The sequence below is a fragment of the Alysiella filiformis genome (assembly GCF_014054525.1).
In the GTDB taxonomy this organism is placed as follows: Bacteria; Pseudomonadota; Gammaproteobacteria; order Burkholderiales; family Neisseriaceae; genus Simonsiella; species Simonsiella filiformis.
The window spans coordinates 1814462-1839235 of the sequence record NZ_CP059564.1 but is presented as its reverse complement, the minus strand read 5'-3'; the positions used below and the strand labels follow the sequence as shown (position 1 = coordinate 1839235).

23 protein-coding genes are annotated in these 24774 nt (G+C 46.3%); 15 read left to right on the top strand and 8 right to left on the bottom strand.

The window, feature by feature from the left end; genetic code table 11:
- Positions 1-149 precede the first annotated feature (149 nt).
- Positions 150-1019: a transporter substrate-binding domain-containing protein gene (locus H3L97_RS09115; protein WP_179655754.1), complete on the top strand. Its 870-nt coding sequence runs from the start codon at positions 150-152 to the stop codon at positions 1017-1019.
- Between the two features lie 174 nt (positions 1020-1193).
- On the opposite strand, the gene H3L97_RS09110 is transcribed toward H3L97_RS09115, so the two are convergent.
- On the bottom strand, positions 1194-3221 hold the full coding sequence (locus H3L97_RS09110) for a DNA internalization-related competence protein ComEC/Rec2 (RefSeq protein WP_097113239.1): 2028 nt from the start codon (positions 3219-3221) through the stop codon (positions 1194-1196).
- Between the two features lie 310 nt (positions 3222-3531).
- Positions 3532-4884 (bottom strand): DEAD/DEAH box helicase, encoded by a 1353-nt coding sequence (locus H3L97_RS09105; protein ID WP_097113238.1) that lies wholly within the window; start codon positions 4882-4884, stop codon positions 3532-3534.
- Between H3L97_RS09105 and H3L97_RS12080 the strand changes: the two genes are divergently transcribed.
- On the top strand, positions 4883-5014 hold the full coding sequence (locus H3L97_RS12080) for a hypothetical protein (RefSeq protein WP_257010968.1): 132 nt from the start codon (positions 4883-4885) through the stop codon (positions 5012-5014). The genes H3L97_RS09105 and H3L97_RS12080 overlap by 2 nt on opposite strands.
- A 243-nt stretch (positions 5015-5257) precedes the next feature.
- Here H3L97_RS12080 and H3L97_RS09100 read toward each other — a convergent pair whose 3' ends face one another.
- The 3 genes from H3L97_RS09100 to H3L97_RS09090 are packed head-to-tail and all read right to left on the bottom strand — an operon-like array spanning position 5258 to position 6701.
- The gene (locus tag H3L97_RS09100) at positions 5258-5830 is read right to left on the bottom strand and encodes an alpha/beta hydrolase (protein ID WP_143269080.1); all 573 of its coding nucleotides are present in this window, start codon (positions 5828-5830) and stop codon (positions 5258-5260) included.
- Positions 5794-6168, bottom strand: a complete 375-nt coding sequence (locus H3L97_RS09095; protein ID WP_097113236.1) for a hypothetical protein — start codon at positions 6166-6168, stop codon at positions 5794-5796. The genes H3L97_RS09100 and H3L97_RS09095 overlap by 37 nt, the downstream gene beginning before the upstream one ends.
- Positions 6165-6701 carry an NUDIX hydrolase gene (locus H3L97_RS09090; RefSeq protein WP_097113235.1) on the bottom strand — a complete coding sequence of 179 codons (537 nt, stop codon included), beginning with the start codon at positions 6699-6701 and terminating at the stop codon, positions 6165-6167. Before H3L97_RS09090 ends, H3L97_RS09095 begins: the two co-directional genes overlap by 4 nt.
- A gap of 164 nt (positions 6702-6865) precedes the next feature.
- On the opposite strand from H3L97_RS09090, the gene gtfA reads away from it, so the two are divergent.
- The 3 genes from gtfA to pta all read left to right on the top strand — a co-directional run bounded on the left by gtfA (position 6866) and on the right by pta (position 10893).
- Positions 6866-8329 carry a sucrose phosphorylase gene (gene gtfA / locus H3L97_RS09085; protein ID WP_097113234.1) on the top strand — a complete coding sequence of 488 codons (1464 nt, stop codon included), beginning with the start codon at positions 6866-6868 and terminating at the stop codon, positions 8327-8329.
- A 124-nt stretch (positions 8330-8453) separates the two neighbouring features.
- Entirely contained in the window at positions 8454-9221 is a 768-nt protein-coding gene (gene xth / locus H3L97_RS09080; protein ID WP_097113295.1) for an exodeoxyribonuclease III, read from the top strand.
- A 193-nt stretch (positions 9222-9414) separates the two neighbouring features.
- On the top strand, positions 9415-10893 hold the full coding sequence (gene pta / locus H3L97_RS09075; RefSeq protein ID WP_097113233.1) for a phosphate acetyltransferase: 1479 nt from the start codon (positions 9415-9417) through the stop codon (positions 10891-10893).
- A gap of 322 nt (positions 10894-11215) precedes the next feature.
- Here pta and pmbA read toward each other — a convergent pair whose 3' ends face one another.
- Positions 11216-12547 (bottom strand): metalloprotease PmbA, encoded by a 1332-nt coding sequence (gene pmbA / locus H3L97_RS09070; protein ID WP_179655759.1) that lies wholly within the window; start codon positions 12545-12547, stop codon positions 11216-11218.
- A gap of 115 nt (positions 12548-12662) precedes the next feature.
- Between pmbA and H3L97_RS09065 the strand changes: the two genes are divergently transcribed.
- From H3L97_RS09065 to H3L97_RS09025, 10 genes are all read left to right on the top strand, one after another.
- Positions 12663-13520, top strand: a complete 858-nt coding sequence (locus H3L97_RS09065; protein ID WP_371271208.1) for a phosphoribosylaminoimidazolesuccinocarboxamide synthase — start codon at positions 12663-12665, stop codon at positions 13518-13520.
- A gap of 27 nt (positions 13521-13547) precedes the next feature.
- Positions 13548-14498: an asparaginase domain-containing protein gene (locus H3L97_RS09060; RefSeq protein WP_097113293.1), complete on the top strand. Its 951-nt coding sequence runs from the start codon at positions 13548-13550 to the stop codon at positions 14496-14498.
- A 153-nt stretch (positions 14499-14651) separates the two neighbouring features.
- Complete coding sequence (locus H3L97_RS09055) at positions 14652-15425, top strand: hypothetical protein (RefSeq protein WP_097113231.1); 774 nt, start codon at positions 14652-14654, stop codon at positions 15423-15425.
- Between the two features lies 1 nt (position 15426).
- The gene (locus H3L97_RS09050) at positions 15427-16023 is read left to right on the top strand and encodes a hypothetical protein (protein ID WP_097113230.1); all 597 of its coding nucleotides are present in this window, start codon (positions 15427-15429) and stop codon (positions 16021-16023) included.
- Positions 16024-16087: 64 nt separating this feature from the next.
- On the top strand, positions 16088-18370 hold the full coding sequence (locus H3L97_RS09045) for a Tex family protein (protein ID WP_097113229.1): 2283 nt from the start codon (positions 16088-16090) through the stop codon (positions 18368-18370).
- 116 nt (positions 18371-18486) lie between these two features.
- Positions 18487-18891, top strand: a complete 405-nt coding sequence (locus tag H3L97_RS09040) for a TIR domain-containing protein (protein WP_097113228.1) — start codon at positions 18487-18489, stop codon at positions 18889-18891.
- A 9-nt stretch (positions 18892-18900) separates the two neighbouring features.
- A complete protein-coding gene (locus H3L97_RS11955) occupies positions 18901-19173 on the top strand; it encodes an SLATT domain-containing protein (RefSeq protein WP_244958349.1) in 273 nt (90 codons plus the stop codon).
- Positions 19092-19769, top strand: a complete 678-nt coding sequence (locus H3L97_RS09035; protein WP_244958348.1) for a DUF4231 domain-containing protein — start codon at positions 19092-19094, stop codon at positions 19767-19769. Before H3L97_RS11955 ends, H3L97_RS09035 begins: the two co-directional genes overlap by 82 nt.
- Positions 19770-20339 (top strand): uracil-DNA glycosylase family protein, encoded by a 570-nt coding sequence (locus H3L97_RS09030; protein WP_097113227.1) that lies wholly within the window; start codon positions 19770-19772, stop codon positions 20337-20339.
- A gap of 134 nt (positions 20340-20473) precedes the next feature.
- On the top strand, positions 20474-20632 hold the full coding sequence (locus tag H3L97_RS09025) for a hypothetical protein (protein WP_179655753.1): 159 nt from the start codon (positions 20474-20476) through the stop codon (positions 20630-20632).
- A 2-nt stretch (positions 20633-20634) separates the two neighbouring features.
- Here H3L97_RS09025 and H3L97_RS09020 read toward each other — a convergent pair whose 3' ends face one another.
- A complete protein-coding gene (locus H3L97_RS09020; RefSeq protein ID WP_097113226.1) occupies positions 20635-22389 on the bottom strand; it encodes an ABC transporter ATP-binding protein/permease in 1755 nt (584 codons plus the stop codon).
- Positions 22390-22480: 91 nt separating this feature from the next.
- Entirely contained in the window at positions 22481-24661 is a 2181-nt protein-coding gene (locus H3L97_RS09015; RefSeq protein ID WP_097113225.1) for a TonB-dependent siderophore receptor, read from the bottom strand.
- Between the last annotated feature and the right edge of the window lie 113 nt (positions 24662-24774).

The following is a 24774-nucleotide window of genomic DNA, read 5'->3' as shown; positions in this document are numbered from 1 at the left end:
TGTGGATATGAAATAGTTTTTTGCTATAAATTAATTTGTTTTTCAAAATGAAAAGGGGTTTTTTAGAGCGCGGTATTTAAATTTTTATTTATTTTTGTTAAAATTTGTTTTCCATGCCAACATTATTTTTTAAACAAAAAGGTGCTCTTATGAAAAAACATTTGACATTTTTGACCGCCATTGCCGCAAGTTTGATTTTGGTAGCGTGTGGTGAATCCAACACAACAGGTACTCGTAAAGCATCAGAGCCAACGCCAACGTCCGAAGTAACCACCACCAAACCCACAACGCCTGTGGCACCTACTGTGGCTGCTGCAAGCAATCCCGATTATCCCACTTATTTGGTGGGTTCGGAAATCAACTATGAACCTTTTGAGTTTAAACAGGAAAATGGTATGCCAACTGGCTTTGAAGTGGAATTGCTTCAAGCGATTGCTGAAAAAGCCAAATTTAATGTAACGTTTATTCACACGCCGCGCAAGGATTTGGTGGATACTTTGAATAACGGTAAGTTTGTCATTTGGGCTTCTGCCATTTCCATTACGCCCGAGCGCATGGAACAAATGGATTTCAGCCAACCATTTTTGGATTTTAGCCGTGAAATTTACATTTTGGATAAACCTGAAAACGCCAATCTGAAAACCGCACAGGATTTTAAAGGCAAAAAAATTGCTGTCAATGGCAGCAGCAAAAGCAATGTTACCACAGCGCAAGAGTTGACAGGCGCACCTGAAAATGTGATTGCAGCAAACAGTTTTTATTTGTCGCTGGCAGAAATGTATAAAGGCAGTGCTGATGGCACTTTGGGCGACAGCCGCATTTTGCAATATTATCAGTTGAAACAAAAAGACATCAAAACCCGTGTGGTACCAATTGGTGATAAGAAAAAAGATTTGGCGTTTGCGGTGAGAAAAGGCAATACGCAAGTGTTGAAACAAATCAACGATGGTTTGGCTGCGGTTAAGGCAGATGGCACTTACGATAAATTGTTGGAAAAATGGTTTGGTCAAGTGAAATAATTGTGAACCTGTATTCAGGCAGCCTGTTGTGTGTGGGCTGCCTGAATTTTTTATGGTTGCTAGGGGCTAATGACAATTCGTTTCGCGATTGTTTTTTCATCAAAATCGCCAACTTCTGCGTCAAAAATACGCGCCAATGGGTGGCATTGACGCGCATTTTTTCCTTGAATTTGACTATTTTGCCTGAAAAACCAACTTCCCGCCCAAATTGTCATTAGCCCCTATCAAAACGGTTTGCGTTGCCACCATTTGCGTGATGTGATTTGGGCTGCCTGAAACCACGCGCAATACGCAACTTTTTTCGTTGTCATCATCGCCCATTTGTTCGGGTGGGGGTGTGAGCCATTCAAAAATCACGTTGTCCATTTTGAAATGGGTGCCGCCTGTGCAATGTTGGGCGTGGCGGTAAAATTCGGGTTGCCCTGCGTACAGGTTTTTGATGGGAAGTTGTTTTTGCACGATGGGCAAGCCGCCTGCGTGGTCGTCATCGTGGTGGGAAACGATGAGCGCGTCCAAGCGTTTGACACCCAAAGCGTGCAAATTGGGCAAAAGTTGCGTGCTGGCTGCTGCGGCGGTGGCGGTATCAAACAACACATTGTGCTGCGGTGTTTGCAGCAGCACCGCCAAACCTTGCCCCACATCAAAAACGTGCATTTTCAGGCTGCCTGAAACGGGCGGACGATAAACCGCAAACGCAATAATCGCCACCACCGCCAAAGGTTTCAAACGCAAACCCTGCGGCAACAGCAACACCAATGTTGCCAAAATCGCCAACAAAAACAAGGGAAACGGTGCATGAGCAAAATACCATTCAGGCAGCCTGAAACCCAGCCACATTAAAGCATTCATGACCCATTCGCCCAAAGCCGCCGCCGCATGAATCGCCCATTCAAATGGCAACACCGAAACCCCCAAGGCAATCGGCACCAGCAGCCACGAAAACACAGGAATCGCCACCGCATTCACAAGCGGGCTGTACACCGCCAAGGCGCCAAATCCATAAATCGTCATGATGCCGCCCAGCAAAGTGGCTGCCCATTGTGCAATAATGGCTTGTTTTAAAGCATGAATTTTGTTTTTAAGACGCGATTGTCGCTGCGGCTGCAAACGCGCCACAAAAGTCCAAAGCAAACCGCCCACCAAACCAAACGACAACCAAAATCCCACCGACAACACGGCGGCTGGCTGAAACAACAATACCCCAGTGAGTGCCAACCACCAAATCCGCCACGCCCCCCAATCGCTGCGAAACGCCCAAGCCCACGCAAACAGCGACAACATCAACAAACTGCGTAAAGCAGGCACTTCAAATCCCGCCAAACCTGTGTAAACAAAAGCAAAAAATCCACCCACAGCCAGCACCAACACGCGCGGTCGCGCCACGCGCACAGGCAAATAAAACGCAATTTTGCTGGCAAGCCATGCCGCCAGCAGCCCCACCATGCTGATGTGCAAACCCGAAATGCTGATTAAATGATTCAAACCCAAAGGGCGAAATGCCGCCCAATGTTCAGGCTGCAAACCGCCACGATTGCCCACCGCCAAGGCTTGCATGAGTGCCACACCTTGTGGATAGGGCTTGCTGGCACTTTGCCAATTTTGTGAAATTTTGGCGCGTAAAACATTGAAATTGAACCACGAAAAGCGATTTTCAGGCAGCTTTTGCGCGTTTTTGGGGACATTTGCCAAGCCGTCAATGCCATTTGCCAAAGCCCATGCTTCGCGGTCAAATCCCACCGCATTGTGTGCGCCAATGCTGGGGCGGATTTTGGTTTGCATTTGCCACACATCGCCCACTTGCCAAGTGCGCTGCGCGTTGTAATCGCGAAATTGCAAGCGATGGGTTTTGCCCGATTCGGTTTGAGCCACGCCAATGAATTGGGTGCGACCGTGTTCATCGCGTTCAGGCAGCCCCACCACGGTAACGCGCAAACGGACAGATTCGCCCATTTTGCTGGCTTGCCATTGTTGATTGAGGGCGATTTGGGTGCGTGCCACGCCATAAGTCGCCCCAAATAAAGCACAAATCAAATAAAAAGCCGCTTGAAAAAGCCATTTTCGGCACGAAAAATGCGCGAAAACCGCCAATCCAAGCAGCACAATCCAAAGTGAAATCCACAACCACACATCGCCACGTTGCGGCAGGGCAAAGCTCAACATCACGCCCAATGAAAACAAAGCCAATGGCATAATCCGCAACATTTTTCAGGCAGCCTTTTTTGTGGAAAAAGGGGCATTTTAACGTATGTTTGCCTTCGGCGATTGATTTTTTTAAAAAAAGTAAGCCAAATACATTAACGTGAATTGGGGATAAGTAACTGTAAATGGGAAAGCGTTGGAGAGAGGGGTTGTTGAGCAGCATACCCTCTCCCCAGCCCTCTCCCAAAGGGAGAGGGAGTAAAGTTACTTAAATTTATCAACAACTTTTATTCCGAATTCACGTTGCATTAAATATCAACAGGGCAGATATGAAATCTGCCCCTGCGAACCGAGTTTTGCAAAAATCAAATGATTATGCTGGTTTGCGCCCATTGCGCGGTTTGCCACCTTCTTTGCGGAAACCGCCATCGCGTCCACCTTCACGTTTGCCGCCAAACGATTTTTTCTCGCCATACGGTTTGCGTTCGCCCGAACCATTGCGGTTGGACCAACGGTCGCCCTCGCGTTTGCCACCGAAACCGCCTTTACCGCGCGGTTTGCGGTCGGCATTTTTGTTGCGTTTGCGCGTGGGTTCCAAGCCTTCAATCACGGTTTCAGGCAGCTTGCGTTCAATGTAACGCTCAATTTTATGCACCGCCATGTATTCGTTCACTTCGGCAAAGGAAATTGCCAAGCCCGTGCGTCCCGCGCGTCCTGTGCGCCCAATGCGATGCACATAATCTTCCGCTTGTTTGGGCAAATCGTAATTGATGACGTGGGTGATTGTGGGAATGTCAATGCCACGCGCTGCCACATCGGTTGCCACCAAAATTTTGCAACGCCCTTTACGCAAATCCATCAGCGTGCGATTGCGCCAACCTTGCGGCATATCGCCATGCAAGCAATTTGCGGCAAAGCCTTTTTCGTACAATTCATCTGCCAGCACTTCGGTCATGGCTTTGGTGGACGTGAAAATCACGCATTGGTCAATGTTCGCATCGCGCAAAATGTGGTCAAGCAGACGGTTTTTGTGATTTTTGTCATCGCAATACAAAAGTTGCTCTTCAATTTTGCCTTGTTTGTCTTCGCGTTCAATGTCAATGATTTCAGGGTTTTGCGTTAATTTACGCGCCAATTTGCCCACTGCACCGTCCCAAGTGGCGGAAAACAGCAAAGTTTGGCGGTCGGCAGGTGTGGCGGCAACAATGGTTTCAATATCATCAATGAAACCCATGTCCAACATGCGGTCGGCTTCGTCCAACACCAGCACTTCCAAGCGGTCAAAATCAATGCGACCACTGCGCATGTGGTCCATCAAGCGACCTGGGGTTGCCACAATCACGTCAATGGGGCGACTCAAAGCCTTGATTTGCTGACCAAAAGATGAACCACCCACCAAAGTGACGGTGCGTACCCATTTCATGTTTTGCGCGTAAATTTGTGCGTTTTTTTCCACTTGGGCGGCGAGTTCGCGTGTGGGGGTCAGCACCAAAACGCGAGGACCTTTGCCTGATTTTTCGCTGCGTTTGGTGATTTTTTGCAAACTGGGCAACAAGAATGCGGCGGTTTTGCCTGAACCTGTTTGGGCGGAAGCCATGATGTCTTTGTCTTGCAAAGCGGCGGGAATGGCTTGCATTTGAATGGGGGTGGGGCTGTCGTAGCCTGCTGATTTTAATGCGGAAAGAATGTTTTTATCTAAATTTAAATCGGCGAATTGAATCGTCATGTTTTTGCCTAATGGGGAAACAACAACATTCTGCCTGATGGGGTTGCAGGCAGCCGCAGAAGCATGGGAACTTGGGAAATTTGTGGGCGAAAATGCGTTCAGGCAGCCTGAATGTTTCGCGCAAAATTGAGCAGTAAAGTTGTCGCAGCGAATACGCTGTAAATTACATCGCGGACAACCTGCAAAAAGAAAATGCCCTGATTGAATTGGGGCATCATGTGTTTTGGTTGAAAACGATGGCTTCAATAAAACACGGAATTGTAAACCATTTTTGCATTTTGTCAAGCACAACCGTTTAAAATCCAAATGGCGCAGCGTTCACAAAAAGGCTGCCTGAACGGGCATTTTGCCATTTTCAGGCAGCTTTGGCTTTTTACAGCAACATTTCTTGCAACAAAATGCGTCCCCATTCAAAATTGGGGTCGGTGTGCAGCCGATGTTGGGCATGGGAAATGGGAAAGGGGCGCGCTTGCCACACAAGGGCTTGATTTTGCGCCCAATCGGGTGGGCAAGATGGGTTGTCATCGCGGTTGAAAATCAGCGCGGTTTTGGGTGTGAAACGTGTGCGTTGTGCCACTTCTGCCATTTTGCCGTGCATCAAATCCGCGTAAATGGGCGCAATCAGCAATATGGCTGCCACTTTGCGGTGTTGCGCCATGTGCAGTTGGTCGTACCACGCCAGCGTGGCGGCAACGCCTTTGCCGTGTGCAATCAGGGCGATTTGGTCGGTGGGCAACTGCGTGCAGGCAGCCTGAATTTGCTGTTGCCATTGCGTGTAAACCGCCTCATCGTGTGCCGCAGGTGTCAGCACATCAACTTGCACCGTTTCAGGATAGCCATGCGCCCAAGTGTGCAGCCACGGGGTGTTTTGTTGGGGGTCGTGAACCAGCAGCAAACCCACATCTTGCATTACCACCACCCCCACGGACGATGAAAACCACGCCACGCATACCAATCGTCGTAATAATCGCGCATTTGACGTAATTGTTGTTGCGAAACATGGGCTTGCCAAGCCATTTTGTAGCACGATTGAAAAATGGGGTCGTTTACCTTGTCCAAATATTTCAGGTTAAAATCTTGACGTGCTTTTTCATTGGCAAATTCAGGCTGCCTGAATTTTTGTGCCATTAAATCAGCCGTTTCTTTGTCGCATTGTTGTGCCAACATGATTTGCAGATTTTGTTGATAGGCGATTTGGGCGGCGTGTTGTTTGGCTTGTTGTTCGGGCGTGAGCGCACAGGCTGCCAAAGCGCAACTTGCGATGACAATGATGATTTTGTTCATGATTGCCCCATCAGCCAAGTTTGCAAAGCGATGAGCGTTTTGGCATCGCAAATTTCATTGTTGGCAATGGCTTGACGCACCTGTTCGGCGGAATACAGCACCGTTTCCACAAATTCATCGGCATCGGGTTGCAAAGTGCTGTTGGCTTGCACATTGATGGCGCGATAAACGTGCAGCACTTCATCGCAAAACCCCGGTGCGCTGTAAAAATGCAAAATCTTTTCAACACGTTCGGCAGAATAGGGGGTTTCTTCGGCTAATTCGCGCAGGGCGCATTGGGCGGGGTCTTCGCCCTCGTCCAGTTTGCCAGCAGGAATTTCCAGCAGAGCCTGACCTGTGGCATAACGCCATTGGCGCACCAAAACCACCTGATTTTCAGGCGTGATTGCCAACACACACGCCGCACCAGGGTGGCGAATGACCAAACGCTGGCTGCTGTTGCCATTGGGCAGGCGGATTTGGTCTTGGTACACTTTTAAAAAGCTGGCATCGTGAATGGCGGTGCTGCTGATTTGGGTTTCGGTTAAATCCATGTTTTTGTGCCTTGAAAAGGGGAGAAAATCGCAATATAGCGCGTTTTCAGGCAGCCTGAAAGGGCAAAATGGAAAATAATGCTTGCGGTTTAAAAAAATGTGCTATATTGCCAGTTTGTAATAAATTTACATTTTTTGGCAACATCACTTTAAGGACAAACACCATGTCATACCAACCAGTCAAAAATCAAGCCATGCTCATTACCTATTCCGACAGCTTGGGCAACAATTTAAAAGATTTAAAACACGTTTTGGAAAAACATTTACAAGGCGTGATTGGCGGCGTACACATTTTGCCGTTTTTCCCATCATCGGGCGACCGTGGCTTTGCGCCCATGGACTACACCAAAGTGGACCCAGCCTTTGGCGATTGGAATGACATTCAGGCTTTGGCAAAAGATTATTACCTGATGTTTGATTTTATGGTGAACCACATTTCCGCCCAATCGCCTTATTTTAAAGACTTTTTGGCAAAAAAAGACGCATCCGAATACCGCGATTTGTTCATTCGCTACAAAGATTTTTGGAAAGATTTTGGCGGCGAACCCACCGAAGAACAAGTGGATTTAATCTACAAACGCAAACCCCGCGCCCCTTATCGCATGGCAGAATTTGCCGATGGCACATCAGAAAAAGTATGGTGTACCTTTGACGAGCAACAAGTGGATTTGGACGTAACCACCGCCACCACCAAAAAATTCATCAAAGACAATCTGGAATTTTTGAGCAAACAAGGCGCAGCCATTATCCGTTTGGACGCTTTTGCCTATGCCAACAAACGCATTGGCACAAATTGTTTCTTTGTTGAACCCGATATTTGGGAAACGCTGAAAGAATGCACCGATGTGTTGGACGCGCACAATGTTACCGTGCTGCCTGAAATCCACGAACACTACACAATCCAGTTGAAAATTGCCGAACACGATTATTATGTTTACGATTTTGCCTTGCCCATGCTGGTGTTGCACACCCTGTTTAGCGGCAATGTAGACCGTTTGGTAAACTGGATGGCAATCTGCCCACGCAAACAATTCACCACATTGGACACCCATGACGGCATTGGCGTGGTGGACGTGAAAGATTTGATGACAGACGAAGAATGCGAAGCCACACGCGAAGCCCTGTACGCACAAGGCGCAAACGTGAAGAAGAAATACAGCTCCGCCGAATACAACAATTTGGACATTTATCAAATCAACTGTACCTATTATTCGGCTTTGGGCAACAACGACCAAGCCTATATTTTGGCGCGTGTGTTGCAATGTTTCGCACCGGGGATTCCGCAAATTTACTATGTGGGCTTGCTGGCTGGCGAAAACGACATTGAATTGCTGGAACGCACCAAAGAAGGTCGCAACATCAACCGCCATTACTATTCTTTGGCAGAAATTGATGAAACGGTACAACGCCCAGTGGTGCAACAACTGTTCAATTTGCTGAAATTCCGCAACACTTCTGCCGCGTTTGATGGCGCATTCAGCGTGAAAGCCTTGGGCGCGAAAGAGTTGGAAATCGTGTGGGACAATCAAGCCGCAGGCGTATCCGCCAAATTGGTGGCAAACACCGAAAACCGCACCTTCCAAATTACCGAAACGGCAAATGGTGTAACGCGCGAAATCACGTTGTAATGTGATTTGATTCAATTCAGGCAGCCTGAAAAGTCTTGGATAGGGGTTTTCAGGCTGCCTTTTATCGTTGATGGCATTTTTAATGTTAAAATGCGCCCATTTTGGTACTTTTGAAAGCAAAAGCATGAAAATCGCCACTTGGAACGTCAATTCGTTCAACGTTCGCCACGAGCAAGTGATGGACTGGCTGCACACCCATTCGCCAGATGTCCTTGTTTTGCAAGAATTAAAAATGGAGCAAGACAAATTTCCAGCCGCCGCGCTCAACATGATGGGCTGGCAAACCGCGTGGAGCGGACAAAAAACCTACAACGGCGTGGCAATCATCAGCCGCCACGCCATTGAAAATGTGCAAATGGGGCTGCCGCAAATGCCCGATGACCCCCAACGCCGCGTGATTGCCGCCACCATCAATGGCGTACGCGTGATAGACGTGTATTGCGTGAATGGCGAGGCTTTGGACAGCGAAAAATTTGTTTATAAAAGACAATGGTTTGCCGCATTAACCCATTTTGTGCGCGAACAAATGGCGCAGTATCCCGAATTGGTTTTATTGGGCGATTTCAACATTGCGCCTGCCGATGATGATGTGTACGACCCCGTGAAATGGCACGAAAAAATCCATTGTTCCAGCGAAGAACGCAGTTGGTTCAAAGCCTTATTGGATTTGGGCTTGTGCGACAGTTTGCGCCAAATCCACCCCACAGGCGCACACTACACATGGTTTGACTATCGTGGCGGCATGTTCCCCAAAGGTTTGGGCTTACGCATTGACCACATTTTGGTGTCGGCAGCCTTAAAAGCGCGTTTGCGCGATGTACAGGTGGATTTGAAAACCCGCGCCAACGAACGCCCCAGCGACCACGCGCCCGTGTTTGCGCTGTTTGATTGATTGGCGTATCATTTCGTGGCTTTCAGGCTGCCTTTCAGTACACGACAATTTTGGACGTTGCCACCCATCTAACCCCCTCCCCCTATGCAAGGGGGAGGGAACAGATTTCAGGCAACCCAAAAGTTTTTGTCGTGTACTGTAAGGCTGCCTGAAAAATGAAACTTTTGACCCATAAAAATTGAAGGATTGCATTATGGCAAACATTTTAATTATCCCAACTTGCGCCCATGTGAACGTGGCAGAAGTGGCACAAAGCGTGGCATTGGCATTGCCCGATGCCAAAGTGTTCAACCCATTGGCAAATTTGGAACGTGCCGAAAACCTGATTGCCGCAGGCAAAGCCGATGATTGGTTGGACGCTCTGGTGGGCGAAGTGGCTGAAATTCAAAGCCAAAATGTGGTGATTCAAGGCATTCCAGCCGATGCCGAGCGCGTGTTTTTGGCGGCATACAATGTGGCATTGGCAACATCGTTCAACGCCCAAGTGATTTTTGCCGTGTCTAATGAAAAAGGGGCGGAGAAACATTTGTCTTTGGCAAAACAAGCCTTTGCCAATGCCAGCGTGAATTTGGTGGGCGTGGTGGGCAACGAGGCTGCCGCTTTGTTGAACGATTTGCCCGTGTTGGGCAAAGCCAGCGATTTGAACACAGGCGCATTGGCACAAATTGCCGAGTTCAAAACCGACCGCATTTCGCCCGCGCAATTCCGTTTCAACATGATTGATTTGGCGAAAAAAGCCAATAAACGCATTGTTTTGCCCGAGGGCGCAGAGCCACGCACCGTTCGCGCAGCCGTGATTTGCCACGAAAAAAACATTGCGCGTTGCGTGTTGCTTGCGCCACGCGATGAAGTGGAGGAGGTTGCCAAAGCCCACAATTTAAAGCTGCCTGAAAGTTTGGAAATCATTGACCCAGCCACTTTGGTGGAACAATACGTTGCGCCCATGTGCGAATTGCGTAAATCCAAAGGCTTAACCCCCGAGCAAGCGCGTGAGCAATTACAAGACACCGTAGTTTTGGGCACCATGATGATGGCACAAAACGATGTGGACGGCTTGGTTTCAGGTGCGGTACACACCACCGCCAACACGATTCGCCCTGCTTTGCAACTGATTAAAACCGCGCCCAATGCCAGCATTGTGTCCAGCATTTTCTTTATGCTTCTGCAAGGTCAGGTGGTGGTGTATGGCGATTGTGCCGTGAACCCCAATCCCAATGCGGAACAGTTGGCGGAAATTGCGATTCAGTCTGCCGACAGCGCAAAAGCCTTTGGCATTGAGCCGCGTGTGGCAATGATTTCTTATTCCACCATTGATTCAGGCAGTGGCGTGGACGTGGATTTGGTGATTGACGCCACCAAATTGGTGCGCGAAAAACGCCCCGATTTGGCGGTAGATGGACCTTTGCAATACGATGCGGCAGTGGTGGAAAGCGTTGCCAAATCCAAAGCGCCCAATAGCCCTGTGGCTGGCAAAGCCAATGTGTTCATTTTCCCGAATTTGAGTACGGGCAACTGCACCTATAAAGCGGTGCAACGCAATGCGAATGTGTTGAGCGTGGGCCCGATGTTGCAAGGTTTGCGTAAACCCGTGAATGATTTGTCGCGTGGTGCTTTGGTGGAAGACATTGTGTACACCATTGCTTTAACCGCCATTCAAGCAACGCAAATTTAATCGGTAAGAATGTTTTCAGGCAGCCCAATTCAGATTTTGGCTGCCTGAAATTTTTGATTTGTGGGATTTAGAACCTGTATTCATAATCTGAAACCTTTGCAAAACTCGGTTTGTAGGGGCAGATTTCATATCTGCCCCGTTTAGGTTCGCAGAAATTTTCATTCTTATCAATAAATTGAAAAAAGGCGGATATGAAATCCGCCCCTACGTCAGTTTATAAAGTAGGTTTTGCAAAGGTTTCAATCTTATATCGCTTGCTTTTATCGCTACTTCACAAGAATTATCCATCAAATCAAGCCATCAATCTGATGAACACAGGTTCTTATTCGCCTGCCACCGTCATGTTCCCCACATAAATTGAACCGATTTTGCTGGACGCGCGGCGCAGGCTGTCGTTGGCAATGCCGCGAATATTCAATAACATATCACGCAAATTGCCTGCCACGGTAATCTCGTTTACGGGGTGGGCAATCACGCCATTTTCCACCCAAAATCCTGCCGCGCCACGCGAATAATCGCCTGTGAGCATGTTCACGCCTTGCCCCAAAAATTCGGTTATCAGCAAGCCTGTTCCCATTTCGCGCAACAAGTCGGCTTGGCTTTCGTGCGTGTGCGACAAGTGCAAATTGTGTGCGCCACCTGCATTGCCTGTGCTTTTCATGCCCAATTTTCTTGCGCTGTAACTGCTTAAAAAGTAGCCTTGCACCACGCCTTTTTCAATCACAAAACGCGGTTGGGTTGCCACGCCTTCGCTGTCAAAATAGGTGCTGCCCAAGGTGCGCGGTATGTGTGGCTCTTCGCGTAAATCCACAAAATCGGGCAAAATGCGTTTACCTAAACTGTTGAGCAAAAAGCTGTTTTCGCGATACAACGCGCCGCCGCTTAATCCGCCCACAATATGCCCAATCAGGCTGCCTGCAACCATGCGGTCAAAAATCACGGGATAGCTGCCTGTGGCAATGGGTTTTGCGCCCAATCGTGCCACGGTGCGTTGTGCGGCGGTTTGTCCGATTTGTTGGGGCGAATCCAATTGTGCGGCATCGCAAGACACATCGTACCAATAATCGCGTTCCATGCCTTTGCTGTCGCTGGCGACCACGCTGCACGATAGGCTGTGGCGTGTGCCTTGTTGGTGTTGCAAAAAGCCGTGCGTGTTGCCATAAACATATTGAAAATGGCTGGTTTGAATGCCTGCGCCTTCGGAATTTTGTACGCGCGGGTCAAAATCCAATGCGGATTTTTCACATTGTTTTGCCAAATCAATGGCTTGTTGGGTGGTTAAATCCCATTGGTGGTATTTGTCCAAATCGGCAACGTGTTTTGCCATCAAATCGGCATCGGCAAGCCCTGCAAATTCGTCTTGCGCGGTGTAACGGGCAATGTTTAGGGCTGCCTGAACGGTGTCTTCAATGGCGCGTGGCGAAAAATCGGCGGTGCTGGCTCTGCCTTTGCGTTGCCCCACATACACGGTGATGTCCAGCGATTTGTCTTGTTGATGTTCAATTTGTTCAATGTCTTGCAAACGGATTTGGACGTTTTGTCCAATGGATTCGCTCACGTCCACTTCGGCTGCGCTTGCGCCTTTTTGTTGGGCAAGATGCAGGGTGTGGGCTGCCAATTCGGATAAATCTGCGGCTGGGTGTTGAAACATGATTTTGGCTCAAAAATAAAAAAGAAAAGCATTCTACCTTTTTTCAGGCTGCCTGAAAGCGATTTTTGCGTTAAAATCTGCGCCAATTTTGTTGATTTTTCACATTTGGGGGGATTTGATGGACATTTCTTTAAACAAAATTTATTCGGGCAAAGTGCGCGATTTGTACGAAATTGACGCAAAAACCATGCTGATTGTCGCCAGCGACCGCCTTTCTGCGTTTGATGTGATTTTAGACCAACCCATTGTGGGCAAAGGCGAAATTTTGACGCAAATTTCCAATTTTTGGTTTAATAAATTGTCGCACATCATGCCCAATCATTTTACGGGGCAAACCGTGTTTGACGTGCTGCCTGAAAACCAAGCCGCGTCCATTGAAAAACGCGCGGTGGTTACCAAACGCCTGACGCCTGTGAAAGTAGAGGCGGTGGTGCGCGGCTATTTGAGCGGAAGTGGCTGGAAAGAATACCAAAAAACGGGCGCGGTTTGCGGTATCAGGCTGCCTGAAAATCTGCGCGAAGCGGAAAAATTGCCCCAAGCCATTTTCACGCCCTCAACCAAAGCCGAAGTGGGCGACCACGATGAAAACATCACATTTGAACAATGCGTTGAAATCATCGGCAAAGATTTGGCAGAACAAGTCCGCGCCAAAGCCATTCAACTCTACACCGAAGCGGCTGAATACGCGCTCACTCGCGGCATCATCATTGCCGACACCAAATTTGAATTTGGGCTAGACGAAAATGGCGTTTTAACCTTGATGGACGAAGTTTTGACCCCCGATTCCAGCCGTTTTTGGGCGGTGGCAACTTATGAAGTGGGCAAAAATCCCCCATCTTTTGACAAGCAATTTGTGCGCGATTGGCTGGAACAAAGCGGTTGGAACAAACAGCCACCTGCACCCCAAGTGCCAGATGATGTGTTGGCAAAAACGGTTGAAAAATATCAGGAAGCGTTGGCTATTTTAACAAAGTAAATGCTTATTATTAAAAAGGAATACATCATGAAAAACATATTCGTACTCTACACAGGCGGCAGCATTGGCATGACCGAAAGCCCCGAAGGTTTGCAACCCGATACCGCGATTGTGGACACCGCCCTCGCGCCGTTTTCAGGCAGCCTGAATTTCACTTGGCACGTTTGTCAGCCTTTGATTGACAGCTCTGCCGTGTCGCCCCAACATTGGGCAGAGTGGCTGGACATTTTGCAAACCGAATTGCCCAAATACGATGGCGTGCTGGTGTTGCACGGCACCGACACGCTCGCCTACACCGCCAATGTGCTGGCTTTGACGCTGAACACGCAAGGCAAACCCGTGATTTTAACAGGCGCACAAAAACCATTTGGCACACCCAATAGCGATGCGCCCTTAAATTTGGCAACCGCCGTGAATGCCTTGCAACGCGATGATGTGAAAGAAGTTTTGTTGTCGTTCAATGGCGATTTGTTTCCAGCCATTGGCACGACCAAATGCAGCACCATGGTGGACGCGGGTTTTGCCAATCATCATTTTGGCACTTGGCAGCCTGAAAAAGCCGCCCCCGCGTTCAACCATTTGCCACGCCGTTTTGACCCCGACCAGCGCGTAGGCACATTTTTCCTTACCCCTGGTATTGGCGTAAAAGCCGCAGCGCATACTTTACAAACTTTTCCATTAAACGCTGCCATTTTAATGACTTACGGACACGGCAATGCACCAGCCGACATTGAATTGATGGGCGCAATCCACCAATTCACCCAAAATGGCAAACGCCACATTTTGAACATCAGCCAAGTACCAGAGGGCGAGGCAGCCGCGATTTACGCGCAAGGCAGCCGTTTACGCGCATCAGGCGCAATCAACGGTGGCAAATGCAATGTGGAAACGGCAAGTGCGCTGTTGCGTTTGGCAGCAAGCAACGATTGGACGGTTGATGATTTGCAAAGCGAATTGCAACGTTTGCGTTTGATTTAAAAGGAAAATGGGCGCATCGGATAAATGGAAATCGCGATGCGCCCCCATTTTTTCAGGACTTCGCGGATTCAAAATATTCAGGCAGCCTGACCCTGAATTTATGCGGTAATTTTCAGGCTGCCTGAAAATATGAAATAAATAAAAGGATTTTCTATGCTATCCGCAATTTTACACGGCAAAAAAACAGGAACAGGCTTTGCAGGTGTACGCCTAAAAATCGGCGAAACACAAGGTGCAGAAGATGTACTGACTGCCAGCGTTTTTGAACGCATTGCTTACTTACCTGATGAAATATTCATTCAATTTATCAAAAATTTAATCTGTCAAGACGATAATATTAAAGAATTGGCAGAAATAGAGTTTTGGACAACATGGACACTCAATCACGAAAGCAGAGTTGAGCCTGATGTTGTTTTAAAAATGAATAATGGGCAAACCATTATCGTAGAAGCCAAACGTTATGATTTTTTGCAACAACAATATAGGGCTCAGCTTGCTAACCAAATTATCGCTGCATACGAAAATGATATTATCAATCCTATCATGCTGACCGTAGGCGGTTTAAATGATTACACCGCAAAAACGCGCCAAATATTACAAGACGGTATCAATGTAATTTTAGAAAAAACAGATTTACAACTGGAATATCAGTTATATAGCGTCAGTTGGCAGCAAATTTATTTAGCATTGGAAAAAGCCATACAAATACATAACGGGCAATATTTGCAACGAATGTTGAGCGATATTCGTCAAGCCTATGATTGGCATGGTATTCGCTACCAGCCTTATCGTTGGTTGGAGGAATTAACGCCACAATCTATTGCCCATACACAATTACCGACAATTTTTAAACACAAAAATTCTTGGACAGCGTTACAACCAGTCGGTTTAATTCATCAACATTTTCCATCATTTTTAGGAAGATAAAATGCAAAAAGAAGAAATGAATTTGGTCTTGCAAGATGTGCGTAAAGCATATCGTTTATTGGCGGACTATCAACAAAGAATTATTGAACTGCTTGATTTTATGAAAAATGAATTAGGTGCGGAGCATTATTATCACTATAGACCTCATAATTATGATTCACGCTCAATTCATAAAATTTATACCGATTTAAATGCAGGTAAAAATTTTTTGCCCATGTTGGATTTTCATTTGTTATGGCATAGAACTAAAAATATTCCTGAAAATGAAGAATGGCAAAATAATCTGATGCAAGGAGATTTAGTATTCCACATTCTCATTCCAGACAATCAAGAAGATATTCATAGTGAATTGCATATCTATGTTTATCAGTGTGTTAAGTATAAAAGAAAGAATAATTGGTTTGCTGATGTTTGGTGGCAGTCTGAATATCCTGAATTTAAAAAAGTCGGCAAATTTAAAGATAATACAGGAAAAATTGAATATAACATCTATGGCGAAGCTCTTGATTTATCAGATTTATACAACGAAGCAGCAGTCAGAAAAGTATTAAATGCGTTTAGAAAACGTGCGAGTAAAGCATTAAATCAGGAAATTTAACGATTATTCTATTTTCAGGCAGCCTGAAACCCCATTTATTTTTTAATTTTTACGAGAAAAAAACATGAACATCTCCCAAATCATCGCCACCGAACTTGGCGCACAAGAAACCCAAATCCAAGCCGCGATTACCCTGCTGGACGAAGGCGCGACCGTCCCCTTTATCGCGCGTTACCGCAAAGAAATGACGGGCGGTTTGGACGACACCCAGCTCCGCACCCTTGCCGACCGCCTGCAATATCTGCGCGAACTGCTGGAACGCAAAGCCACCGTGCTCAAAAGCATTGAAGAACAAGGCAAACTCACGCCCGAACTCGCCCAGCAAATTGAAGATTGCGACAACAAAACCGCGCTGGAAGACCTGTATTTACCCTACAAACCCAAACGCCGCACCAAAGCCCAAATCGCGCGCGAAAACGGTTTGCAGGATTTGGCAGACACGCTTTTCAGGCAGCCTGAAACCGACCCAGAAACCTTCGCCCAATCATTTTTAAACGAGCAAGTTCCTGATATTAAAAGCGCATTGGACGGTGCGCGCGCCATTCTCATGGAACAATTTGCCGAAGACGCGGAACTGATTGGGCGTTTGCGCGAAAAATTGTGGCACGAAGCCGAAATCCACGCCCAAGTGATTGATGGACAACAAGAAACAGGCGAAAAATTCAAAGATTATTTTGACCACCGCGAAGCCATCGCGCGTATGCCCAGCCATCGTGCGCTGGCGATTTTGCGCGGTCGCAACGAGGGCGTTTTGCAGGCAGCCTTAAAATATCAGCCAGACGAAACGCCCATTACCGAGCAATCCGAATACGAAAAAATCATCGCACAACACTTTGGTTTGCAAGACAAAAATCGCCCAGCCGACAAATGGTTGCGCGACACCGTGCGCCTGACTTGGCGCGCCAAAATTTTCCTGTCGCTGGAATTGGAAGCCTTTTCCAAGCTCAAAGAATTGGCAGACACGGACGCGATTACCGTTTTCGCCAAAAATCTCAAAGACTTATTACTTGCCGCGCCTGCTGGTCGTTTGCCGACTTTGGGTTTAGACCCTGGTTACCGCAATGGCGTGAAATGCGCGGTGGTCAGCGACACGGGCAAATTGCTGGATACCGTGATTGTGTATTTACATCAAGAAAACAATATGTTGCAAACCTTGTCTGCCCTGATTAAAAAACACAGTGTGAAACTCATCGCCATCGGCAACGGCACCGCCAGCCGCGAAACCGATAAAGTGGCAGGCGAATTGTTAAAACTGTTGCCGAACATGGGCTTACATAAAATTGTGGTGTCGGAGGCGGGCGCGTCCATTTATTCCGCGTCCGAGCTGGCGGCGGCGGAGTTCCCCGATTTGGACGTGAGTTTGCGTGGCGCGGTGTCCATTGCGCGGCGTTTGCAAGACCCGCTTGCCGAGCTGGTCAAAATTGACCCCAAATCCATCGGCGTGGGGCAATATCAGCACGATGTGAACCAAAGCGCATTGGCAAAATCGCTGGACGCGGTGGTGGAAGATTGCGTGAACGCGGTGGGCGTGGACGTGAACACGGCTTCCGCGCCTTTGTTGGCAAGAATTTCTGGTTTAAATCAAACGCTTGCAAAAAATATTGTCGCCTATCGTGATGAACATGGCGCGTTTCCCAATCGCAAAACTTTGTTGAAAGTGCCGCGTTTGGGCGAAAAAACCTTTGAGCAAGCGGCAGGTTTCTTGCGCGTTTTGGGCGGCACCGAGCCTTTGGACGCGAGCGCGGTTCACCCCGAAGCCTATCCTGTTGTTGCCAAAATGTTGGCAAAACAAGGCATTACCGCCCAAGAATTGATTGGCAAACGCGAGCTGATTTCGCAAATTAAAGCCGTTGATTTTATTGATGAACGATTTGGCTTGCCGACCATTATGGACATTTTGGCGGAATTGGAAAAACCCAACCGCGACCCACGCGGCGAGTTCAAAATCGCCAGCTTTGCAGAAGGTGTGAATGAAATCAGTGATTTAGAGGTGGGCATGATTTTGGAAGGCGTGGTGTCCAACGTGGCGAATTTTGGCGCGTTTGTGGATATTGGCGTGCATCAAGACGGTTTGGTGCACATTTCGGCTTTGTCCAATCGGTTTGTGTCCGACCCACGCGAAGTGGTCAAGGCGGGCGATGTGGTGAAAGTGAAGGTGCTGGAAGTGGACGCGGCACGCAAGCGCATTGCGTTGAGTATGCGGTTGGACGATGATAAAACTATTGAAAAATCAGGGGAAAAACGCGATTTCAGGCAGCCTGAAAAGTCATCGCGCCAAAATAATCCGCGTGAAAAACAACCACAAAATTCAGCAATGGCAGATGCGTTTGCGAAGTTGAAACGATAGAAAGTACAGGCTGCCTGAAAATGCCGTCTGAAAGGATTTCAGGCAGCCTAAAAATATTAAAAAATTAATTTTTAATTATTTGTAATCTCTTGATTTTCATTAAAGGAAATTTAATCATGGTAAAAAATTATAATATTTTTATTAGTCATTCTTGGGCACATTCAGATGATTTGATTGCATTAAAAAATTTATTAGCTAACAGAGGATATTTTTATCACGATACTTTAGAAGTACCTAAATCTCAACCTATCGACTCTCAAAATGAAGCATACATTAAAAAAGTATTAAGAGTACGAATTAATAATTCAAATATTTTGTTAGCATTAGCAGGGATATATGCAAGTCATAGTGATTGGATGCAATGGGAGATTGAAACGGCTAAATCTTTAGGTGTGCCTATTGTAGGAATTATTCCGCGTGGTCAAGAAAGAATCTCTCAATTCGTTTATAGTAATTCTATTATAGATGTCCATTGGAATACTGAATCCATTGTTAATGCAATTAGAACTTATGCAAAATAGGAAATTAATATGGAAGAACAAGATTTCCCTGCTCTGTATCGTGATGCAGATGCACTTTCTTTAAAATCACAAAAGCATTTTTTCAGAGCTTTAATAATTCATCTATGTGTTTTAGTTATTGGTGCAATTTTATCCATATTTAGCTCGAGTTATTGGTGGACAACAATAGCTCAATGCATTGCATTGTTATGTGCATTAGCTTGTTCTATTTATTTATTTATTTATTTACGCAACGACCAGACCGTTATTGGTATGCAGGAAGAGCTGTTGCGGAATCAATAAAAACTTTAACTTGGAGATATATTTGCAAAGCAGAGCCTTTTCAAATAGATGATAAATTAGCAAAAGCTGAATTTAGAAATAAATTAAAGCAAATTTATGAACAAAATAAGGATATTTGTCAGAAATTGACTGAATACGTAGGTGAGAAACAATTTACAGAAAAAATGGACGAAATAAGAAAGTCTTCCTTAAGTGAAAGGATAGATTTTTATAGAGAAAGTAGGATTAAAAACCAGTTGTCTTGGTATAAGAAAAAAGCTAATTTTAATAAAAATCGTGCTAATTTATTTTTTTGGTTACTAATTTTGGCAAATGCTTTTGGTTTACTTTTGTCTTTATTAAAAATTAAATTTAACGATTTTATTTTGCCTACTGATGTAATGATTGCTATCGCTGGTGGTTTATTAAGTTGGATACAAGCAAAACGATTTACGGAACTTTCTGCTTCTTATGCATTGACTGCCTATGAAATTAGTTTAATAGATGAACAATCAGATAACTTTGATAATGATGCAGATTTTTCTATTTTTGTAGGCGATGCAGAAAATGCTTTTAGTCGTGAACATACACAATGGGTTGCCCGCAGAGATGTTTAAATGAACATTGAAACCCACCCACTCCCCCCATTTTTGCCCGAAAACGCCAAAATCTTGATGTTGGGCAGTTTTCCGCCACCCCAACACCGTTGGAAAATGGATTTTTACTACCCCAATTTCAACAACGATATGTGGCGCGTTTTCGGTTTGGTGTTTTTTGGCGATAAGGATTACTTTGTTGATTTGGCAAACAAAACCTTTCACGAACAAAAAATCCGCGATTTTTTAAACGAAAAAGGCATTGCCATTTACGACACGGCTTATCAGGTGCAGCGTTTGCAGGACAATGCTGCAGATAAGTTTTTGCAGATTGTTGAAGCGGTTGATTTAACGAAATTATTGGCGCAAATCCCACATTGTCAAACCATCATCACGACAGGCGAATTGGCAACGCAAACCTTGCTTGCCCATTTCAGGCTGCCTGAAACGCTGAAAATCGGCACGCCACTCGCGTTTTCGCACAATGGGCGTGATTTGACGCTGTGGCGTATGCCGTCCACCTCACGCGCTTATCCTTTGGCTTTGGCGAAAAAGGCGGAAAGTTATCGGCTCGCGTTTCAGGCTGCTTGAACAGAAAAATTGTTGCCATTCCCACCTGAATGGAAATAACGGCATTAAGAAACTGTGTTCATAATCTTAGGGGCTAATGACAATTTGGGCGCGAAGTTGGTTTTTCAGGCAAAATTGTCAAATTCAAGGAAAAAATGCGAGTCAATGCCACCCATTGGCGCGTATTTTTGACGCAGAAGTTGGCGATTTTGATGAAAAAACAATCGCGAAACGAATTGTCATTAGCCCCTAATGGTTTGTTTACGGATACGGCTGCTAAAAATTTCCGCAGTTTTTTAAAAGTTTCAGCCTGATTTTATTTGTCAATGGGCAAAATATGTTGATGAAATTGTGCCAGCGTATTGCGGTGTCCCACGCTCACAATCATGCTTTCAGGCAGCCTATCGCGGATAAGGCGATACAAATGGGCTTCTGTGTTTTCGTCCAATGCAGCAGTGGCTTCATCAAGCAAAATCAATTTGGGTTTTGCCAACAAAATCCTTGCAAAAGCAATGCGTTGTAATTCGCCCAAAGACAATCGGTGTTGCCAATCTTGTTCATTTGCCAACTCGGTTTGCAAATATGACAAACGACAATCTTGTAAAACCGCAATCAATTCATCATCTTGTGGATTGAGACTGGGGTAGCAAATCGCTTCACGCAATGTGCCTTGTGGCACATAGCTGCGTTGCGGCACAAACAGGGTTTCGCTGTGATGTGGCGCAAACACGCTGCCTGAACCGCCAAATGTCCACAAATCTGCCAAAAATCGCAATAAAGATGTTTTGCCACAACCCGATGCGCCTTGTATCAACACACTGTCGCCCGATTGAATGGATAAATTGATGTTTTCCAATAGTTTTTTGCCATTTGGATGCAGCAATGCCACGTTGGTCAATTTCAGGCTGCCTGAAACCGTTTCGCGTTGTGTGGTGTGCTTGTTTGGCGTATCCATACTGCTCAAAAATCCGCTCAAACGCGCCAAACGTGCACGATATGCCGTGAATTCTTCATAAAATAAGCGAAAAAACGACAATGACCTTTGTAATCGCGCAAACACTTGCACCGTTTGTTGCACATCGCCCACTTTAATTTCTTTGGCAAACACGCGTGGGGCTTGCAAAATCACGGGCAGCAATTGCACGCTTTGACTGAACATGTCATTGAATCCACTCAAAAATACGCTTTGTTTGGCAATGCGCCAACGGTTGCGGATAATCGCGGCAAAGCTGGCTGAAAGTTGCTGCTGCTCGTGTTTTTCGCCAGCGTAAAAGGCAATGCTTTCGGCGTGGTCGCGCACGCGTATGAGTGAATAGCGGTAGTTGCCGTTCAGTTTTTCATTTTCATAATTGTGTTTAATCAATGGTTTGCCTATCCACATTGCCAATAAAGTTGCCACAATCACAAAAACAAACACAAAATAAACCAAACCTTTGGGAATGTGTATGCCGCCCAGTTGCAGCACACCAGCCAATCCCCACAATACAATCGCAAATTCCATAGACGAAATCACGGAATTGAGCATGCCACGCACAAATTCTATGGTGCTGACGATGAAATCTTGCACATCTTGTTGAATGCGTTGGTCAATGTTGTCGGGTGTGTGCTGTTGCATTTGTAGGCGATAGTAATTTTTGTGATTCAGCCAGCGCGAAACCAACACGGCATTGAGTCGCTCCGACCATTTAATCGCCACAGTTTGGTCAAGAAAATCATTCAGCACACCATTGAATGTCCGCAACAAAACCACGCCTGCGTTCATGGCAACAAATGCCCAAAATACGGTGGCATTCAAATCTTGTAGTGCATTGAGTAAACCTGCGGTCATGAAAGTGCTTAACACGTTCAGCCGTACTTCTGTGAGCAACAATACCATGCATAAAGACAGCAAAATCATCAATTTAAACGCACTTTTCTTATCCAAACAGGGTGATAAAACTTGATGAAATTGTCGCCCGAATCGGGTTTGGCGCAATAATGCCAGCAACACGCCCAAAATCAACAGCAAACCGCCAAAAGTTTGCAATAACCACAAGGGCGTGGCGTAGAGTTCAATTTGCCATTTTTGCATGATTTTTTTAGATTGGGATAAAGTACACGTTTATAGGGTGGACAGTGTCCACCCTACACGTTTTCAGGCTGCCTGAAACCGCATTTTCAGATTAGAAATTCAATTTTGCGCTCACGCCAATTTCACGCGGATTGGCAATTTGCAAATGTTCCATTGTGGCGGTGGTGTGGGTGGTGAAATAACGCTTGTTGCCCAAATTTTTGCCTGTTAAACGCAGGTTCAAATCTTTGCCTTTTACTTTGGTGTCGTAGGAAACGAAAGCGTTGTAAGTGGTGGCAGACGGCATTTTGACCCAGTTGCCATTGTAATTGAAACCCCATGAGCCGCGATAGTCTATGCCAGCACCTGCACGCCAATTACCACCAGCCGCATGCCCAAAATCGTAATTCAACAGCACGCCCCCCATGTGTTTGGGAACGCTGTCAAAGGCTTTGCCCACTTCGGTGGGGTCGGCAAGATTTTGTTTCACTTTCGTGTCTGTAAGTGTGTAGTTGGCGGAAATTTCCAATTTGGGCGTGATTTTGCCATTCACATCAATTTCCACACCGCGTGAACGGTCTTTGCCTGCAATGCGAATCACTTGTTCATTGCTTATGGGGTCGGTGTAGCGTTTGGCGGTGTCTTTTTTGTTGATTTGGAATAAGGCGATGTTTGCGCTGATGTTTTCGCCATTGTATTTGCTGCCAATTTCAAATTGTTGGGTTTTTTCCAATTCAATTTTTGCGCCATTGTAATTCCAAGAGCGAGACGGATTGGGTTTTGCGGACATGCCCCAGTTGCCATACAGTGAAACATTGGGCTTGATGAAATACACTGCCCCAAATTGTGGCAAAATATTGAAACCACTGTCGTTGTTGCGGAACCATGCCGTGCCACGACCTTGCCCAGAATGGATTTTGTGGTATTGGGCGCGTACGCCACCAGCCACTATCCACTTGTCGCCCAAATAGGCTGAATTTTGCAATAATAAAGACGCGGTTTTGTATTGTTCTGTCATGTCGCTGCTGGCGGCATTGGCGGTGCTGGCTGCCTGATTTTTCTTAATCTCATCAGAACCATAAGCCGAACCGTTTACCAAATTTGCCAATGATACGCTAAATGGGTTGCTGCGTTTCAAATCGCCCAAAGCCAATTTGTAATCTTGTAATTGCACGGACGCGCGGAATTTGTGTGTGATGTTTTCATTTTGGTCAAGCAAGCCGTTCAGAGATGTATTGAAACTGTGAATGCGCAAATTGGACGGGTCGGTGCTGTCTACGCGCTGACGAATCACACCTGCTTTTTCGTCTGCGGCATTGTGGCGCACAACACGCGCTTGCCAATCGCTGTAATGGTTTTTGCTGAAACCGTATTCGGTTTTGGCTGTCCAGTTGGGCGAGATTTTGTGTTTGCCTGTTAATTGCAAGGTGTGGGAATAGCCATCTGTTTGGTTAATGGGGTCGTCCAAACGTGCTTTGAGTGGCGTGTTCATTGCTTTCAAATAATTCAGGCTGCCTGAATTGGTGTTTAAGAATGTGCCACGGTCAAAATCGCCCAAATAATTTTGGTATTCGTAGCTGGCTAAAATTTTGCTGGTGTCGTTTTGCCAAGATAAAGATGGGGCGATGATGTATTCCGTGTTTTGACCAAAACTGCGCCATGAATTTTTCTTTTTATAATCAGCAATAAAGCGGTATGCCAAGCCTGTGTTGCCAATGGGGGCAGTGGTATCCAAACCGATTTGGCGATGGGCGTAACTGCCGTAGCTGATGTTCAGGCTGCTTTGACGGGTTTGGTGATTGGGTTTTTTGGTCACGACATTGACAATGCCCCCCGCGTCTTGCAAACCGTACAACACGGACGCTGAACCTTTCAGCACTTCCACGCGTTCGGTGGTGGCGGTTAAGTTGCGTGCCAACGCGCTGCCCATGCCGTTTCGCATGATTGAGCCATCGCGGTTGGTGCCGTAGCCGCGTCTTACGATGGTATCAATCGTGCCAGCCAAATTGTTGCCTGAATTTAAACCGCTCACCCCTTTTACGGCTTCTTCCAAGTTTTCAGGCTGCTTGTCTTGCAATTGCTTTTGGGTAACCACATCAATGCTGTATGGTGTATCCAAAATGGAAGTATTCACACCAGTGATGTCGGTGCGTTCGGCTTTGTAGCCTTTTTCATTGACCACGCGTTTGGTGCGAACGTGGACTTCGTCCAAATTTTGTGCCACATCGTCTGCACAAGTGTACGGCAGCATGGCAGCAAACAGTAAAGATAGCGTAATTTGATTTAATTTCATGATGTTTGGTTTGCAAAGCGTAAAAATCCCAATTATACCATTTTGTGAAAATCATTATCATTTTTTATTGGGTAATGGCTTTCAGGCAGCCTGAAACCTTTGTAAAACTGCGG

Excerpts from the sequence above, each read along its gene's own strand:
- H3L97_RS09115 (WP_179655754.1), top strand. The coding sequence starts at position 150 with ATGAAAAAACATTTGACATTTTTGACCGCCATTGCCGCAAGTTTGATT.
- H3L97_RS09110 (WP_097113239.1), bottom strand. The coding sequence starts at position 3,221 with ATGTTGCGGATTATGCCATTGGCTTTGTTTTCATTGGGCGTGATGTTG.
- H3L97_RS12080 (WP_257010968.1), top strand. The coding sequence starts at position 4,883 with ATGTTTTTGCCTAATGGGGAAACAACAACATTCTGCCTGATGGGGTTG.
- H3L97_RS09105 (WP_097113238.1), bottom strand. The coding sequence starts at position 4,884 with ATGACGATTCAATTCGCCGATTTAAATTTAGATAAAAACATTCTTTCC.
- H3L97_RS09095 (WP_097113236.1), bottom strand. The coding sequence starts at position 6,168 with ATGAACAAAATCATCATTGTCATCGCAAGTTGCGCTTTGGCAGCCTGT.
- H3L97_RS09090 (WP_097113235.1), bottom strand. The coding sequence starts at position 6,701 with ATGGATTTAACCGAAACCCAAATCAGCAGCACCGCCATTCACGATGCC.
- gtfA (WP_097113234.1), top strand. The coding sequence starts at position 6,866 with ATGTCATACCAACCAGTCAAAAATCAAGCCATGCTCATTACCTATTCC.
- xth (WP_097113295.1), top strand. The coding sequence starts at position 8,454 with ATGAAAATCGCCACTTGGAACGTCAATTCGTTCAACGTTCGCCACGAG.
- pta (WP_097113233.1), top strand. The coding sequence starts at position 9,415 with ATGGCAAACATTTTAATTATCCCAACTTGCGCCCATGTGAACGTGGCA.
- H3L97_RS09065 (WP_371271208.1), top strand. The coding sequence starts at position 12,663 with ATGGACATTTCTTTAAACAAAATTTATTCGGGCAAAGTGCGCGATTTG.
- H3L97_RS09060 (WP_097113293.1), top strand. The coding sequence starts at position 13,548 with ATGAAAAACATATTCGTACTCTACACAGGCGGCAGCATTGGCATGACC.
- H3L97_RS09055 (WP_097113231.1), top strand. The coding sequence starts at position 14,652 with ATGCTATCCGCAATTTTACACGGCAAAAAAACAGGAACAGGCTTTGCA.
- H3L97_RS09050 (WP_097113230.1), top strand. The coding sequence starts at position 15,427 with ATGCAAAAAGAAGAAATGAATTTGGTCTTGCAAGATGTGCGTAAAGCA.
- H3L97_RS09045 (WP_097113229.1), top strand. The coding sequence starts at position 16,088 with ATGAACATCTCCCAAATCATCGCCACCGAACTTGGCGCACAAGAAACC.
- H3L97_RS09040 (WP_097113228.1), top strand. The coding sequence starts at position 18,487 with ATGGTAAAAAATTATAATATTTTTATTAGTCATTCTTGGGCACATTCA.
- H3L97_RS11955 (WP_244958349.1), top strand. The coding sequence starts at position 18,901 with ATGGAAGAACAAGATTTCCCTGCTCTGTATCGTGATGCAGATGCACTT.
- H3L97_RS09030 (WP_097113227.1), top strand. The coding sequence starts at position 19,770 with ATGAACATTGAAACCCACCCACTCCCCCCATTTTTGCCCGAAAACGCC.
- H3L97_RS09025 (WP_179655753.1), top strand. The coding sequence starts at position 20,474 with ATGCGAGTCAATGCCACCCATTGGCGCGTATTTTTGACGCAGAAGTTG.
- H3L97_RS09020 (WP_097113226.1), bottom strand. The coding sequence starts at position 22,389 with ATGCAAAAATGGCAAATTGAACTCTACGCCACGCCCTTGTGGTTATTG.
- H3L97_RS09015 (WP_097113225.1), bottom strand. The coding sequence starts at position 24,661 with ATGAAATTAAATCAAATTACGCTATCTTTACTGTTTGCTGCCATGCTG.